This window comes from Pseudomonas sp. KNUC1026 (assembly GCF_021650705.1).
Lineage (GTDB): Bacteria > Pseudomonadota > Gammaproteobacteria > Pseudomonadales > Pseudomonadaceae > Aquipseudomonas.
Map to the genome: position 1 here is coordinate 2450987 of NZ_CP087138.1, position 15188 is coordinate 2466174.

The 15188-nt window shown below is 64.3% G+C and carries 11 protein-coding genes and 3 pseudogenes; 6 read left to right on the forward strand and 8 right to left on the reverse strand.

Features of this window, described 5'->3' with window-relative positions:
• Window positions 1-156 precede the first annotated feature (156 nt).
• The 3 genes and pseudogenes from LN139_RS11325 to fabB all read left to right on the forward strand — a co-directional run bounded on the left by LN139_RS11325 (window position 157) and on the right by fabB (window position 4041).
• A pseudogene (locus tag LN139_RS11325) lies at window positions 157-2063 on the forward strand (response regulator).
• Between the two features lie 231 nt (window positions 2064-2294).
• Window positions 2295-2810 (forward strand): 3-hydroxyacyl-[acyl-carrier-protein] dehydratase FabA, encoded by a 516-nt coding sequence (gene fabA / locus LN139_RS11330; RefSeq protein ID WP_236359962.1) that lies wholly within the window; start codon window positions 2295-2297, stop codon window positions 2808-2810.
• Window positions 2811-2821: 11 nt separating this feature from the next.
• Window positions 2822-4041: pseudogene (fabB, locus tag LN139_RS11335) on the forward strand (beta-ketoacyl-ACP synthase I).
• Window positions 4042-4103: 62 nt separating this feature from the next.
• On the opposite strand, the gene LN139_RS11340 reads toward fabB, so the two are convergent.
• Window positions 4104-4838, reverse strand: a complete 735-nt coding sequence (locus LN139_RS11340) for a dienelactone hydrolase family protein (protein ID WP_236359964.1) — start codon at window positions 4836-4838, stop codon at window positions 4104-4106.
• A 76-nt stretch (window positions 4839-4914) separates the two neighbouring features.
• Window positions 4915-6826: pseudogene (gene htpG, locus LN139_RS11345) on the reverse strand (molecular chaperone HtpG).
• Between the two features lie 199 nt (window positions 6827-7025).
• On the opposite strand from htpG, the gene LN139_RS11350 reads away from it, so the two are divergent.
• Window positions 7026-7307 (forward strand): hypothetical protein, encoded by a 282-nt coding sequence (locus LN139_RS11350; protein WP_236359966.1) that lies wholly within the window; start codon window positions 7026-7028, stop codon window positions 7305-7307.
• A 37-nt stretch (window positions 7308-7344) separates the two neighbouring features.
• Here the strand turns inward: LN139_RS11350 and brnQ are convergent, their stop codons facing one another.
• Window positions 7345-8655 (reverse strand): branched-chain amino acid transport system II carrier protein, encoded by a 1311-nt coding sequence (gene brnQ, locus LN139_RS11355; protein WP_236359968.1) that lies wholly within the window; start codon window positions 8653-8655, stop codon window positions 7345-7347.
• Between the two features lie 332 nt (window positions 8656-8987).
• On the opposite strand from brnQ, the gene LN139_RS11360 reads away from it, so the two are divergent.
• Window positions 8988-9206 carry a hypothetical protein gene (locus tag LN139_RS11360; protein WP_236359971.1) on the forward strand — a complete coding sequence of 73 codons (219 nt, stop codon included), beginning with the start codon at window positions 8988-8990 and terminating at the stop codon, window positions 9204-9206.
• A 63-nt stretch (window positions 9207-9269) separates the two neighbouring features.
• Entirely contained in the window at window positions 9270-10163 is an 894-nt protein-coding gene (locus LN139_RS11365; protein ID WP_236359973.1) for a LysR family transcriptional regulator, read from the forward strand.
• Window positions 10164-10167: 4 nt separating this feature from the next.
• Here LN139_RS11365 and LN139_RS11370 read toward each other — a convergent pair whose 3' ends face one another.
• The 5 genes from LN139_RS11370 to LN139_RS11390 are packed head-to-tail and all read right to left on the reverse strand — an operon-like array spanning window position 10168 to window position 15187.
• Window positions 10168-10716: a GNAT family N-acetyltransferase gene (locus LN139_RS11370; RefSeq protein ID WP_236359975.1), complete on the reverse strand. Its 549-nt coding sequence runs from the start codon at window positions 10714-10716 to the stop codon at window positions 10168-10170.
• On the reverse strand, window positions 10713-11471 hold the full coding sequence (gene dnaQ / locus LN139_RS11375) for a DNA polymerase III subunit epsilon (protein WP_236359977.1): 759 nt from the start codon (window positions 11469-11471) through the stop codon (window positions 10713-10715). The genes LN139_RS11370 and dnaQ overlap by 4 nt, the downstream gene beginning before the upstream one ends.
• 52 nt (window positions 11472-11523) lie before the next feature.
• Window positions 11524-12468 carry a hydroxymethylglutaryl-CoA lyase gene (locus LN139_RS11380; protein ID WP_236359980.1) on the reverse strand — a complete coding sequence of 315 codons (945 nt, stop codon included), beginning with the start codon at window positions 12466-12468 and terminating at the stop codon, window positions 11524-11526.
• Window positions 12465-14390, reverse strand: a complete 1926-nt coding sequence (locus LN139_RS11385) for an acetyl/propionyl/methylcrotonyl-CoA carboxylase subunit alpha (RefSeq protein ID WP_236359982.1) — start codon at window positions 14388-14390, stop codon at window positions 12465-12467. Before LN139_RS11385 ends, LN139_RS11380 begins: the two co-directional genes overlap by 4 nt.
• Complete coding sequence (locus LN139_RS11390) at window positions 14387-15187, reverse strand: enoyl-CoA hydratase-related protein (protein ID WP_236359985.1); 801 nt, start codon at window positions 15185-15187, stop codon at window positions 14387-14389. The genes LN139_RS11385 and LN139_RS11390 overlap by 4 nt, the downstream gene beginning before the upstream one ends.
• Window position 15188 lies beyond the last annotated feature (1 nt).

Here is a 15188-nt window from a genome sequence, read left to right on the forward strand (position 1 = left end):
TCCAACGAAGCGACGCGGCCATTATACGACCCCAGACCGGCACGGCCAGCCCAGCTGCGCAGCCCTGCCCGTCCGCCGGCATTGGCCGCGCCGCGGCCAGCCGGGTAAGATAGCGCCCCGCCCTGCTCTCGACCGCGCCTTCGGAGAATCGTTTCCATGAGTTTCAGGTGGCGCGGCGACATTCACGCCCGCACTCATATCATCAGCCTGGGCCCGGCCCTGCTGCTGACACTGCTGCTTATCTTCTTCTTTACCTTCGTGCGTATTCAGGACCTGCGCCAGGAAATGAACCATACCGGCCAGCTCATCGCCACTCAGTTGGCGCCGGCGGCAGAATACGGCGTGGTCACTGCCAGCCAGCCAGTGCTCGACAGCCTGCTGCTGGGCACCCTGAACATCGCGCACGTGCGTTTTCTGGAAGTCCAGGACCCCGCCGGCAAGGTATTGGCGCACGTCGAACAGCCGGGTGAGGCGCCGCCTGCGCCCAGAATGGAGGTGTTTCAGGCGCCCATTCGCGTTCAGCGCTTTGTACAGGCCGATGCCGACCCGGAGCGCGCAGGTTCCCAGCCTCTGCATGCCGACGATTATCTGGGCCGGGTGCTGGTAGGCATGTCCGATGACGCGTTCAATCAGCGCCAGCAGGAAATCCTGCTCAAGGCCGGGGTGCTGGCTCTGTTTACCCTGCTGATGACCTTTCTGCTGGCCCGCCGCCTGGCGCGCAGCCTTTCACAGCCGATCAGTGACATGAGCGAGGCCGTCACGGCGATTCGCCGCGGCGAGTTCCGCACCACTCTGCCCGAGGAGCGCGACAGCGAGCTGGGCGAACTGGCCCGGCACATCAACGATCTGGCCCTGGGGCTGGAGCAGGCCAGCCGCGAGCAGCGCGAGGCCATGGCGCAGTTGATACAGACCCGTGAGGAAGCCGAGCGAGCCAACAATGCCAAAAGCGAGTTCCTGGCCATGATGAGCCATGAATTGCGCACGCCGATGAACGGCGTGCTGGGCATGCTGCAGTTGCTGGAGACCACGCCTCTGACCGAAGAACAGGGTGAGTACGCAACGCTCGCGACCCAGTCCACCGAACACCTGCTCAAGGTCATCAACGACATCCTCGACTTCTCCCGCATCGAGCGCGCCAATCTGGAGCTGGAGCACATTCCGTTCAACCTGGCCGAGCTGATTCGGGGCAGCGTCGGCGCCTTCGCTCATACCGCTCAGCAGCAGGGGCTGGCACTGCAGCTTGAGCTGGGCGAAGCCAGCCAGGGCTGGGAGGTCAATGGCGACCCCACACGCATCCGCCAGGTGTTGGTCAACCTGATCGGCAATGCGCTCAAATTCACCGAGCACGGCGCCGTGCGCGTCCAGGCAAGCTGCCAGCGTCTGGATGACCAGTTGGCCTGGCTGACCTGCTCGGTGAGCGACACCGGCATCGGTATCGGCGCGCCGGTGCTCGAAAGCATGTTCGTTGCCTTTCGACAGGCCGACAGCTCGATCTCGCGCCGCTACGGCGGCACCGGGCTGGGCCTGCCGATCGCGCGAACACTGGCCGAACGCATGGGCGGCACCTTGCGCGCGCGCAGCGAGGAAGGCCACGGGTCGGTATTCACCCTGGAAATTCCGTTGGCACTGCATGCAGCCCCCGTAACACCGTCGCCCCCTGAGGAGCCGGCAGCGTTTTGCGAGCCGCCCCGGCCCCTGCCACCGCGCGGATCCTGCTGGTCGAAGACAACCCGGTCAACCAGACCGTCATCGAAGCGATGCTGCGCAGCCTGGGGCATAGCGTCACAGTGGTTGGCGACGGTGCCACCGCCCTCGAGCAGGTCAGGCAGCACCATTGGGATGCCGTGCTGATGGACTGCCGCCTGCCGGTGCTCGACGGCTACGAAAGCACCCGGCGCATCCGCAGGCTGCAGGGCCGCCAGCAACTGCCAGTGATTGCACTGACCGCCAACGCGCTGCTTGGCGACCGCGAAGCGTGCCTGGCTGCTGGCATGAACGATTACCTGGCCAAGCCCTTCAAGCGCGCCGACCTCCAGCAATTGCTCGGCCGCTGGCTGGGTTGAGCAACACACGCCGTTCGCCATGGTCGAAACCTGCGCGCAACGATGATAAAGTGCCGCGTGCCATTTGCCGGGTGCAGGTTTTCAGTGAACAGTTGTTCATTCTGTTTCCGCCCGGCTGTGACTTTACTTTCAACGCAATAGTCTATGACTGTGCAAACCGGCCGGGTTCATGACACCGGAGGGCCGGCCGGGAAGATCGCCCTGCCCAGCAGGGACTATTGAGGAGCTCGCATGACCACACAACACGCCTTTACTCGGGAAGAGCTGCTGCGCTGCAGTCGCGGTGAGCTGTTCGGCCCAGGTAACGCGCAATTGCCCGCCCCCAACATGCTGATGGTCGATCGCATCACCGACATCCGCACTGAAGGCGGCAAGTACGGCAAGGGTGAACTGGTCGCCGAGCTCGATATCAGCCCCGACCTGTGGTTCTTCGGCTGCCACTTCGAAGGCGACCCGGTAATGCCCGGCTGCCTCGGCCTGGACGCCATGTGGCAGCTGGTAGGCTTTTTCCTCGGCTGGCAAGGCCTGCCGGGCCGTGGCCGCGCACTGGGCTCGGGCGAAGTGAAATTCTTCGGCCAGGTACTGCCCACCGCCAAAAAGGTCACCTACAACATCCACATCAAGCGCGTGCTCAAAGGCAAGCTGAACATGGCCATCGCCGATGGCTCGGTCAGTGTCGACGGCCGCGAGATCTACACCGCCGAAGGCCTGCGCGTCGGCGTGTTCACGTCCACTGAAAATTTCTAAGGGTTATTCGCATGCGTCGCGTCGTAATCACCGGTCTTGGCATCGTATCGTGCCTGGGCAATGACAAAGAGACCGTCTCCGAAAACCTGCGTAAAAGCCGCCCAGGCATCCGCTACAACCCTGAATACAAGAAATGGGCCTGCGCAGCCAGGTCTCAGGCTCCATCGACCTGAACCTCGAGGAACTGATCGACCGCAAGGTCTATCGTTTCGTCGGCCACGCCGCTGCCTACGCCTACCTGGCAATGGACCAGGCGATCAAGGACTCCGGGCTGTCGGAAGACCAGGTGTCCAACCCGCGTACCGGCCTGATCGCAGGTTCCGGCGGCGCTTCCACCCTCAACCAGATGGAAGCCCTCGACATCCTGCGCGAGAAAGGCGTCAAGCGCGTCGGCCCGTACCGCGTTACCCGCACCATGAGCAGCACCGTTTCGGCCTGCCTGGCCACCCCTTTCAAGATCAAGGGCCTGAACTACTCCATCGCCTCGGCCTGCGCCACCAGCGCGCACTGCATCGGCACTGCCATGGAGCAGATCCAGCTGGGCAAACAGGATGTCGTGTTCGCCGGCGGCGGTGAAGAAGAACGCTGGAGCCAGTCGTTCCTGTTCGACGCCATGGGTGCGCTTTCCACCCAGTACAACGAAACCCCGGAAAAGGCCTCGCGCGCCTACGATTCCAAGCGTGACGGTTTCGTCATCGCGGGCGGTGGCGGCATGGTGGTGGTCGAGGAACTCGAACACGCGCTGGCACGCGGTGCCAAGATCTACGCCGAAATCGTCGGCTATGGCGCCACCTCCGATGGCTACGACATGGTAGCCCCGAGCGGTGAAGGCGCAGTTCGCTGCATGCAGCAAGCGCTGGCCACCGTCGACACCCCGATCGACTACCTCAACACCCACGGCACCTCCACGCCGGTGGGCGATGTGGCCGAGATCGAGGGTGTGCGTGAAGTGTTCGGTGACAAGGCACCAGCGATCAGCTCCACCAAAAGCCTGTCGGGCCACTCTCTGGGCGCTGCCGGTGTGCACGAAGCCATCTACTGCATGCTGATGATGGAAGGCAACTTCATCGCAGGTTCGGCCAACATCGATGAGTTGGATGAGGCTGTCGCCGACCTGCCGATCCAGCGTGAAACACGCGAGAACGTGCAGCTCAACACCGTGATGAGCAATAGCTTCGGTTTTGGTGGCACCAACGCCACCCTGGTGCTCAAGCGCTGGGAAGGCAAGTGATCACTGCGTGATCACCTATGAAAACGGCGCCCTCGGGCGCCGTTTTTCGTTGTAGGCCGGTGTCAGTGCTGAGGCTGGAACACTTCGGCGAACAAGTTGTACATGGCCTGGAACGCGCGATCCGAGACCTTCTTGTTGTACTCCTGCTTGCCCGGGTTATTGGCTTCAGGATCTGTGAAAGAGTGGTAGGCGCCGCCATAACTCACCAGCTGCCAATCCACCCCCGCCCCGTTCATTTCATCGATGAACGCAGGCAGTTGCTCATTAGGCACCAGCGGGTCGGCATCCCCGTGCAGCACCAGCACTGCACCGCTGATGTTCTTGGCATCGGCCGGGTTCGGTGCATCCAGCGTGCCGTGGAACGACACGGTGGCCTTGAGCGGCGCGCCCGTGCGGGCCAGGTCCAGCGCGCAAGCACCACCCAGGCAAAAGCCGAATGCGCCCAGGTTGGCTTTGTCGACAGTGGCCAGGCCTTGCCCGGACAATTGCTCCAGGGCTGCGTTCATGCGCTTGCGCAACAGGCCACGGTCGTTCTTGAGCGGCATCATCGCTGCCAACGCCTCATCGGCATTGGTCGGGCGCACACTCTGGCCGTACAGGTCCGCCAGCAGGACCACAAACCCCTGGGACGCAACGGCTGTGGCGATACGTTCAGCACCTTCGGAGATGCCCATCCAGTTCGGCGCCATCACCAGGCCCGGGCGCGGAGATTTGATATCGCTGTCGAACACCAGGCGGCTTTCGAAGGTGGTGCCATCGACCTGGTACACCAGCGATTCATGGGTAATCGTGCTCATGGAAGGCTCCTTGGATAACCCCGATACAAACAAAATGAAAAAAGCCCGCCATTGGCGGGCTTTCTGGCAAACGACCTTACGCTGACAACTCAACCAGCAGCTTGTTCAGCCGCCGCACGTAGTCGGCCGGGTCTTTGAGGCTGTCGCCCGCGGCCAGCGCGGCCTGATCGAACAGAATGTGCGTCAGGTCCTTGAAGCGATCTTCATCAGGCTCGGCGTCGAGTTTTTCGATCAACGGGTCGAGCCGGGTTGAATTCGAAAATCGGCTTGGAGTCCGGCACCTTCTGCCCACTGGCTTCGAGGATCTGGCGCATCTGCAGGCCCAGGTCCTGCTCGCCGATGGCCAGGATAGCCGGGGAATCGGTCAGGCGGTGCGACACGCGAACCTCGCTGACGGCATCGGCCAGCGCACCTTTCAAGCGCTCGACCAGGCCTTCCTTGCTCTTGGCGACTTCTTCCTGGGCCTTCTTGTCTTCCTCGCTGTCGAGGTTGCCGAGGTCGAGGTCGCCACGGGCCACGTCGACGAAACCTTTGCCATCGAAGTCGGTGAGGTAGCTCATCAGCCACTCATCGATGCGGTCGGTCAGCAGCAGCACTTCAATGCCTTTCTTGCGGAAGACTTCGAGGTGCGGGCTGTTCTTGACCTGCGCGTAGGATTCGCCGGTCAGATAGTAGATCTTGTCCTGGCCTTCCTTCGCGCGCTCCAGGTAGGCCTTCAGGCCCACGTCCTGCTCGGCGCTGTCTTCATGGGTGGAAGCGAAGCGCAGCAGACCTGCGATCTTTTCCTTGTTGGCGAAATCTTCGGCGGGGCCTTCCTTGAGTACCTGGCCGAAGTTTTCCAGAACCCCTTGTACTGGTCAGGCTCGTTCTGCGCCAGCTTCTCCAGCATATCCAGCACACGCTTGGTCAGCGCGCCTTTCATCGAATCGATGATCGGGTCTTTCTGCAGGATCTCGCGGGAAACGTTCAGCGACAGGTCATTGGAATCGACCACACCCTTGATGAAGCGCAGGTACAGCGGCAGGAACGACTCGGCCTGGTCCATGATGAACACGCGCTGCACGTACAGCTTCAGGCCCTTGGGCGCTTCGCGGTGGTACAGGTCGAACGGTGCGCGGGCCGGTACGTAAAGCAGCGAGTTGTATTCAAGCTTGCCCTCGACCTTGTTGTGGCTCCAGCTCAGCGGGTTCTCGTAGTCGTGGCCGATGTGCTTGTAGAACTCCTGGTATTCCTCGTCCTTGATTTCAGCTCGGGGGCGGGTCCACAGGGCGCTGGCACGGTTGATGGTTTCCCATTCCTGCTCGGCGGGAGCTTCTTCGCCTTCGGCGGCCGGGGCTTGTTCCTTTTCCAGCTCGATCGGCAGGGCGATGTGATCGGAGTACTTCTTGATGACGTTGCGCAGGCGCCAGCCATCGGCGAATTCGGCTTCGTCTGCCTTCAGGTGCAGCACGATGCGGGTGCCGCGGTCGGGCTTGTCGATGGTTGCGACCTGGAACTCACCCTCGCCCTTGGACGACCAGTGCACGCCTTCGGGCAGCTGGCAAGCCGGCGCGGCGGCTGTACACGTCAACCTGGTCGGCGACGATGAACGCCGAATAGAAGCCCACGCCGAACTGGCCGATCAGGTGCGAGTCTTTCTTCTGATCGCCGGTGAGGTTCTTCATGAAGTCGGCAGTGCCGGACTTGGCGATGGTACCCAGATGCGCGATCACATCCTCACGGCTCATGCCGATACCGTTGTCGTCGAGGGTGACGGTGCGGGCGTCCTTGTCGAAGGTAACGCGAATGCGCAGCGCGGCGCCGTCTTCGAGCAGCTCAGGCTTGGCCAGGCCTTCGAAGCGCAGCTTGTCGGCGGCGTCAGAGGCGTTGGAAATCAATTCCCGCAGGAAGATTTCCTTGTTCGAGTACAGCGAATGAATCATCAGGTGCAGCAGTTGCTTGACTTCGGTTTGAAAGCCCAGGGTCTGCGCTTGAGTGTCCGCGCTCATGTCTTGTCACTCCGTTTTGATTGCCAAGGCCGGGGCGTGCCGGCCGATGACAAGCAAATGGGGCCGGCTCAATCGATTTCAAGCCTGCATCCCCAACGAAAATTTCCTTACGGATCCACGCTTTATATTGATCAATGAACGGAACCTCCCGAAGCGGGCAAGTTCGAACACTGCACAAACCAAAAGGAGTGACTCCCACATGAAAACTACTTTCGCTACTGCCCTGATCCTCGCCGCCTCGCTGGGCCTGGCTGCCTGTGACAACGCCTCCGACAAAGCCAAGGATGCCCAGGAGCACAAGGAAGCCGCCCAACAGCAGATGGATAAAGCGCAAGAGCACGTGAACGAGGCGGCGAAGGAAAACGCCCAAGGCAACAAGGACGCTGCAGAAGCGCAGCAGAAAGCCCAGCAGGAAAGCACGCCGAGCGGTGCGGCCCCTGCACCGGCAGACGCCACTACCCCGGCGCCAAGCAAGAACTGATTCGAAGGGTGCCGGTGATCCCGGCACCCTTGTTCCATCAGGCGCGCTGAAGACGCGGCAGCAGGAAACGGTCGGCGATCACGGCCAGCAACAGTGTTGCCACAGAAGGCAGCAACCACGCCATCCCCTGCTCTGCCAATGGCAGATGCGCCAGCACCGAAGGCATCGAGCCTTCCAGCCCCGCGCCCTTGAGCGCATCGATGATCCCGAACACCAATGCCACCAGCATCACCGGCGCCACTACGGCCGCTGGCGAACGCCACAGGCTGTGCGCGAAGCTCAAGGCCACCAGCACGATGCACGGCGGGTAGATGGCCGTGAGTACCGGGATAGAGAACTGGATCAACTGGGTCAGGCCCAGGTTCGACACCAGCAGCGAAAACCCTGCCAGCACCACCACCAGCACCTTGTACGGGTAACCCAGCAACTTGCCGAAGAATTCGGCGCAGGCGCAGGTCAGGCCGACGGCTGTGACCATACAGGCCAGCGCGATCAGAACTGCCAGGAAACCGCTGCCCAGCGAGCCGAAAGTCGCCTGAACGTAAGCGTGCAGCACCTGCGCGCCATTGGTGGCATTTGCGGCAATGGTGTGGCTGCCCGCACCGAGGCGGAACAGGCTGACATACACCAGCACCAGGCCCAGCCCGGCGATCAGGCCGGCGATGATCGCGTAGCGGGTGATCAGCTGCGCATCTTCCACACCGCGCGAACGGATGGCGTTGACGATGACGATGCCGAACACCAGCGCACCCAGGGTATCCATGGTCAGGTAACCATTGACGAACCCTTGGGAGAACGGCGCAGCTACGTATGCGGGGGTGGCCTCCCCCACGCTGCCGGCCGGCGCCATGAAGGCGGCGGCTCCAAGCACCACCAGCGCCACGATCTTCAACGGCGCCAGAAAACGCCCTACCGTGTCGAGCAAGCGCCCCGGGTACAACGACACCAGCAGCACGAGCGCGAAATACACAGCGCTATAGATCAGCAGCGGCAACGGCCCCTCGCCGGTCAACGGCGCCACGCCCACTTCGAACGACACCGTGGCCGTGCGTGGGGTGGCGAACAGCGGCCCCACCGACAGGTAGCACACCACCGCCAGCAGCGTCCCGGCACTGCGGCCGATCGGCGTGCTCAACGCGTCCATCGCGCCGCCGACCTTGGCCAGCGCGATCACGGTGATCACCGGCAGGCCGACGGCCGTGATGAGAAAGCCCAGCGCTGCGACCCACACCGAAGGCCCGGCCTGCAAGCCCACGATGGGCGGGAAGATGATATTGCCCGCACCCACGAACAGGGCGAAGGTCATGAAACCCAATGCCAGGACATCCTGGCCTTTCAACACTTTCATTGCTTGAGAACCACACTGAGGAAGGTACGACGGAGAGGAGGCTTACCTTTTGGGTGATCGACAGGAGCGCCTGGATCAGGCGCACCGTTCACCGCCCTTTGTGAGGGTGGCGAACGCGGCGCGAAGGTTACCGGAAAAGCCCTCGAGGCGCACCTTGATGGCGCGCTGAATCGACTAACGCGCTACATTGGCTCGCTTTTAGGATAAATCCTGCAAAACTGCCTGAAGGCACTGGCAACGGTTTTTTTCGCCTGCTGTAAAACTTGTCCTAAAAACAAGGGTCTACCGCTGCATCGGCAGGCCTGCCGAGTGGCTTTCGAGGTTGGAGCATCATGACAGCAGTATTGGTTGGGCAATTCCATGCACGCGACGCCGAAGGGCGCATCTACCCAGTGCATGAATACCATGAAGCCGTCGACTCGCCCGATGGCGCAACGGGCAGTGCACCGCTGACCACCTACCGCCTGGCCATCGGTGACCGTGTGGCCCACCTGGGTGATGACCGCTTCCAACTGGTGCAGAGTGGCGTGGAGATTGTCCGCGTTCCCTGAGCCCGCAGACGCCAGGCATAGCCTTGTGCCAGAATCGGCGCACTTAGCCAGGATGCTTCCCTGATGCACTTGCGCCATCTCGAAGTGATCGATGCCCTGCTGCGCACCGGCAGCTTCAATGCCGCAGGTGATTGGCTGGGCCTGCCCGCCTCTGCTGTCGAATCCTTGCTCGATGAATGCGAACGCGAAAACCGCCTGTTGCTGTTCTCGCGTGTGCGTGGCCGGTTGCAGGCCACCGCTGAGGCCACGCAACTGCAGGGCGCTGGCCAGCGGCTGTTCGAGGAGCTGGAACAACTTCGGCGGCTTACCGGCGAATTGCGCGACCATCACGCCCCGCCGTTGCGGCTGATGGCCTGCGAAGCCTTGATTGGCCACGTGCTGCCACACAGTGTGGCCGCCCTGCGCCGGCGCTTCCCCGACACACCCTGCCAACTGGCCTGCGCCAACCTCGCTCAGATGCAGCTGGCCCTGCTGATGCGCCAGTGCGACCTGGCGTTGAGCCTGGAACCTGCCACCCACCCGGACTTGCAAAGCACCGTGCTGCACAGCGGCAAAGTACACCTGATCGCACCGCGCGGCTGGCTTGGCAGCCGGCAGCGTCATGCCAACCTCACACTGCTTGCCGGCGAAGGGGTGGTCGCGCTGGAGCAGCCCGACCAGTTGGGCCTGGCGCTGGAGCAACGGCTGCGCAAGCTGGCACCGCCGCCCAGGCTGCACTTGCGCGTTCAAAGCCTGGCGCTGTTGCGGGCGATGATCGAGGCCGGCGAAGGCGTGGCATTGGTCGACCCCTTCACCGCTCACAGCGCGCGCCTGGCCGGGCTCGACCAATGCCCGGTGTCGCCTGCGATCGAGGTCAAGCTCTACGCGCTGCAGCGTACAGGTGCCGAGCCGGGGGCAGCGCTGCGCGCCCTGGGTGAGATCGTCAGTGAAAAGGCCAATGAGGCACTGGCTGGCTGAACGCTCAGCCCAGCCAATACCAGAACAGCGCAATCTCCCGGGCCTGCGGGTCCAGGCCGCGATAACGCAGGCTGTCGATCCCGCCCAGCACGAAGCCTGCACGCTCGTAGAGCCGGCACGCCGGCAGGTTATCGTTCTGGGCTTCCAGCATCACCCCCGGCAATGACCCGGCGCGCGCCCATGCCTGGGCCACCCTGAGCAACGCCTCGGCCACTCCTTTGCGACGGGCGGGTGCGTCGACGGCCAGCTCGTCGACATAGGCCAGGTTGTTCCAGTTGCGGCTGACCACGCAATGGCCAACGGGGCGCTCGCCGAGCCAGGCGACGAACACTTCACTGCCGGGCTGGCCGGCGTAATGTACGTACTCTTCGGGGTCGATGTCGTGATGCTTGCGGTAAGGCACCACCTGCTCCGCCGGCCAGAGGGCCACGGGCTGGCCCAACTGCGGCTGCAGGTAGGCTTGGACGATGAAACTGAAATCGGCGCCCAGCACATAGGCGGCGTAGCCGCTGCCGGCGACTTCGACCCGTACCTGCTCAGGCGCAGCGGTCAACTGGCTGCGGGCTCTGCCAACTGGGCCCAGAGCGAAGGGCCGCCCGCAGCCTTGGCGATGACTTCGAGCCGCGCTGCATGCTCGGCCAGCTCCGCTTCGCTGGCGCGCAGTACCGCCGCCCGCGGGCGGCTGGCGGGCAGGCGGCGAATGGGGCTGCCCTGCTGCTCGCCGCCCTCGCCGTCTGCGCCCTGGCCGGCCAGCGACAGGCTGGTCTGGCCGCCGGTCATGGTCAGGTACACATCGGCCAGCAACTCGGAGTCGAGCAAGGCGCCGTGCAACGTCCGCTCGGAGAGGTCGACGCCGTAACGTTTGCACAACGCATCCAGGCTGTTGCGCTGGCCCGGGTGGCGGGCGCGGGCGACGGCCAGCGAGTCGATGATGGTGCAGTACTGGCTGATGTCGGAGCGGTCGGCCTGGCCGAGCAAGGCGAATTCGTTGTTGAGGAAGCCGATGTCGAACGTGGCGTTGTGAATGATCAGCGTGGCGCCGCGAATGTATTCGTAGAACTCGTCGGCGATGTCGGCGAAGCGCGGCTTGCCCTTGAGGAACTCGCTGGTGATGCCGTGCACGCCGATCGCGCCTTCGTCGCTTTCGCGGTCGGCTTGCAGGTAGACGTGGAAGTTGCGCTGGGTCAGGCGCCGGCGCACCACCTCCACGCAGCCGATCTCAAGCACCCGGTGGCCGTCGGTGACGGGCATGCCGGTGGTTTCGGTGTCGAGAACGATCCAGCGATCGCCAGAGGTTTGCTGTGCCATGGGGGTGCTCCTGATTGCTGGCGCGGAGGATAGCATGGGCGAGCGGCGGACATCACTGGCCCAGCCCGTCGGCCGAAGGTGCCTGCAATGCACCCGGTGCACTGGCCAGCGCCTGCCCCACCTTCGACCCGTTCTGCCGGCCCAGCACACTGCTGATCCACGCTCCCGCCTGCGCCACACGCTCCAGCGACACGCCGGTGTCGATACCCAGCCCCTGAAGCAGGTACAGCAAGTCCTCGGTCGCCAGATTTCCTGTCGCACCCTGAGCATAAGGGCAGCCGCCCAGCCCTGCGACAGAACTGTCGAACACGCAGATACCTTCAAGCAGGCTGGCATAGACGTTGGCCAGGGCTTGCCCGTAAGTGTCATGAAAGTGCCCGGCCAGTCGCTCACGCGGCACGCGCTGGCCGACCACTTCCCACAACTGGCGCGTTCGGCCCGGCGTGCCACGCCCGATGGTGTCGCCCAGCGAGATCTCGTAGCAGCCCATGGCAAGCAACTCGGCGGCGACCACCGCGACCTGCTCCGGGGCGACCTCGCCCTGATAAGGGCAGCCCAGCACGCACGACACGTAGCCGCGCACTTGCACCCCATGCAAGCGTGCAGCCTCCAGCACCGGGGCAAAGCGCTCCAGGCTCTGGGCGATGGAACAGTTGATGTTCTTCTGCGAAAACGCCTCCGACGCCGCAGCGAACACCGCCACCTCTTCGGCCCCTGCCGCGCTGGCAGCCTCGAACCCGGCCATATTGGGCACCAGCACCGGGTAGCGCGTGCCGGCGCTGCGCCGGATACCGCCAAGCACTTCGGCGGTGCCGGCCATCTGCGGCACCCATTTGGGAGAGACGAAACTACCGGCCTCGATGGCCGGCAACCGGGCATCGCTCAAGGCATCGCACAAGGCGATGCGCTGCGCCACGCTGACCGCCGCCTTCTCGTTCTGCAGCCCATCGCGAGGGCCGACCTCTACCACCCGCACCCGCGCCGGCAGGCCGCTCATGGTGAAGGCTCCAGGCTGACCAACACGTGGCCTTCGGCAACCAGGTCACCTTCGCGGCAATGGACTTGCGACACGGTGCCGGCGTGGGGCGCGCGGATCGGGTGCTCCATCTTCATCGCCTCCAGCACCAGCAGGGTCGCACCGGCTTGCACAGCGTCCCCGGCGCTTGCCAGCACGGCAGCGACACTGGCGTTCATGGGTGCCGCCAGGCCGCCGGCGGCCGCCTGATGACCGCCCTCCTCCGGCGGCGCCTGGCGCAGCTCATGAAAATCCCCATTCCACTCCAGAAACAATGACGCGCCACGCACAAACACTCGGCACGGCTGGCGGGCCTCATCCTTGCGCCAGCACATACGCTCGCCTTGCAGCACCGCCCGTGGCGGCCCGCTCAGGCGCACTTGCCGAGTATGTTCGCCACTGCGCAACGCCAGGGTGCGCTGGGCAGGGCCGTTGAGGCGCCAACCGTTGTGCTCGGCCCACGGATTACAGGTGGCCGCCACCATCGCCTGGCTGAACCAGGCCTCAGCTGCCAGCGCCCAGAAGTCGTCGGGCAGGGCCTGGCCGCCTGCCAGCAACTGCGGCTCGTGCCGGGCAATGAAGCCGGTATCCACTTGCGCGGCAGCGAAGGCAGGGTGCGCGAGTACGCGGCGCAAAAAACCCAGGTTGCTGGCGAAGCCGCCCACGGCCATCTCGCCCAGCATGGCCAACAGGCGCAAGCGCGCTTGTTCGCGGTCCTCGCCCCAGGCGATGACCTTGGCCAGCATCGGGTCATAGAACGGCGACACCTCATCGCCCTCGCGCACGCCGCTGTCCACCCGGCGCCCGTCGCCGGCTACGGGCTCGCGGTACAGCCGCAGTGTGCCGGACGCCGGCAGAAAGCCGCGCTCGGTATCCTCGGCGTACAGCCGCACCTCGATGGCATGGCCGTTCAAGGGCACTTCAGCCTGGGTGATGGGCAGCGGCTCGCCCTGGGCGACTCGCAGTTGCCAGGCCACCAGGTCGAGCCCGGTGATGGCCTCGGTGACCGGGTGCTCGACCTGCAAGCGGGTGTTCATTTCCATGAAGAAGAATTCGCCGCGCTCATCGAGCAGAAATTCCACCGTACCCGCACCTGCGTAGCCGATCGCCTGCGCCGCTTTCACTGCGGCCTCACCCATGGCCTGGCGCAGGCCAGGCGAAAGCCCTGGCGCGGGTGCCTCCTCCACGACCTTCTGATGGCGACGCTGGATCGAACAGTCGCGCTCATGCAGGTAGAGGCAGTGGCCGTGCTGGTCGGCGAAGACCTGAATCTCCACGTGCCGCGGCCCCAGCAGATATTTCTCCACCAGCATGCGCGCGTCACCGAAGGCGGCCTGTGCCTCGCGCTGCGCCGACGCCAGCGCCTCGGCCAACTGGCCCGAGTGCTCCACCACCTTCATGCCTTTGCCACCGCCACCGGCAGCGGCTTTGAGCAGCACTGGGTAGCCGATGCGTTCGGCAGCCTCGGCGAACGCCTCCAGTCGCTGATCCTCGCCGTGATAGCCCGGCACTAGAGGCACCTGGGCTTTTTCCATCAGCGCCTTGGCCGCCGACTTGCTGCCCATCGCATCGATGGCGCTGGCCGGCGGGCCTATGAACAACAGGCCGGCAGCCTCCACTGCGCGGGCGAACGCCGCGTTCTCGGAAAGAAACCCGTAACCGGGGTGCACCGCCTGGGCGCCGCTGGCGTGAGCGGCGGCCAACACCTTGTCGGCTGAGAGATAACTGCCCTCAGGCCGCGAGCCACCGAGGCTGATGGCACGGTCAGCGAGCTCTACGTGCAAGGCATCGGCGTCGATGTCGCTGTACACCGCCACGCTGTCGATGCCCATCGCGCGGGCGCTGCGGATGATGCGGCAGGCGATCTCGCCGCGGTTGGCCACCAGCAAGGTCTGGATCTTCATGGGTTAGGCTCCTGCCAGGCGGGCCGGCGTTTTTCCAGAAAGGCACGCAGGCCCTCCTGGCCTTCGTCGCTCACGCGGATGCGGGCAATGGCGGTTTCGGTGTATTGGCGCACTTGTTCGCCCGAGCGCTCGCTCACAACGGTGGCCAGCAACTGCTTGCAGGCCCGCAGCGCTTGCGGGCTGCCGAGCAGCAAGTGGTTTACCCAACGGGCCAACACTGCCTCCAGCTCGGCCAGCGGCGCAGCTTCATGGAGCAGCCCTAGCCGGGCGGCCTGTTCACCGCTGAAAGGCTCGGCGGTGAGCATGTAGCGCCGCGCCTGGCGCTCGCCCATGGCCTTGACCACGAACGGGCTGATCACCGCAGGGATGAGGCCGATGCGCACCTCCGACAGGCAAAAGCGCGCATCGGCTGCACCGATGGCCAGGTCGCAGGCACTCACCAGCCCCAAAGCGCCGCCGTAGGCCGCACCGTGCACCAGCGCCAGAGTGGGCATCGGCAAGTTATGCAAAGCGTGCATCAGGGCTGCCAGCGCCTGCGCATCGGCCAGGTTCGCCGCCAAATCCAGCGCGGCGCTTGCCTGCATCCAGGCAAGGTCTGCGCCGGCGCTGAAATGCTTGCCGCGCCCGCGCAGCACCAGCAGGCGAATGCGCGGGTTTTCGCGCACCTGCTCAAGCGCCCCGGTCAGCTCGGTGATCATCTGCGCATCGAAGGCGTTGTGTTTGTCCGGGCGGTTCAGCCAGAGGGTGGCCAGGCCCTGGTGGTCGATGCAGAGTTCAAGGGTTTGGTAGTCAGCCATG

Coding starts and splice junctions, on each gene's coding strand:
- fabA (WP_236359962.1), top strand. CDS start 2,295: ATGACCACACAACACGCCTTTACTCGGGAAGAGCTGCTGCGCTGCAGT.
- LN139_RS11340 (WP_236359964.1), bottom strand. CDS start 4,838: ATGAGCACGATTACCCATGAATCGCTGGTGTACCAGGTCGATGGCACC.
- LN139_RS11350 (WP_236359966.1), top strand. CDS start 7,026: ATGAAAACTACTTTCGCTACTGCCCTGATCCTCGCCGCCTCGCTGGGC.
- brnQ (WP_236359968.1), bottom strand. CDS start 8,655: ATGAAAGTGTTGAAAGGCCAGGATGTCCTGGCATTGGGTTTCATGACC.
- LN139_RS11360 (WP_236359971.1), top strand. CDS start 8,988: ATGACAGCAGTATTGGTTGGGCAATTCCATGCACGCGACGCCGAAGGG.
- LN139_RS11365 (WP_236359973.1), top strand. CDS start 9,270: ATGCACTTGCGCCATCTCGAAGTGATCGATGCCCTGCTGCGCACCGGC.
- dnaQ (WP_236359977.1), bottom strand. CDS start 11,471: ATGGCACAGCAAACCTCTGGCGATCGCTGGATCGTTCTCGACACCGAA.
- LN139_RS11380 (WP_236359980.1), bottom strand. CDS start 12,468: ATGAGCGGCCTGCCGGCGCGGGTGCGGGTGGTAGAGGTCGGCCCTCGC.
- LN139_RS11385 (WP_236359982.1), bottom strand. CDS start 14,390: ATGAAGATCCAGACCTTGCTGGTGGCCAACCGCGGCGAGATCGCCTGC.
- LN139_RS11390 (WP_236359985.1), bottom strand. CDS start 15,187: ATGGCTGACTACCAAACCCTTGAACTCTGCATCGACCACCAGGGCCTG.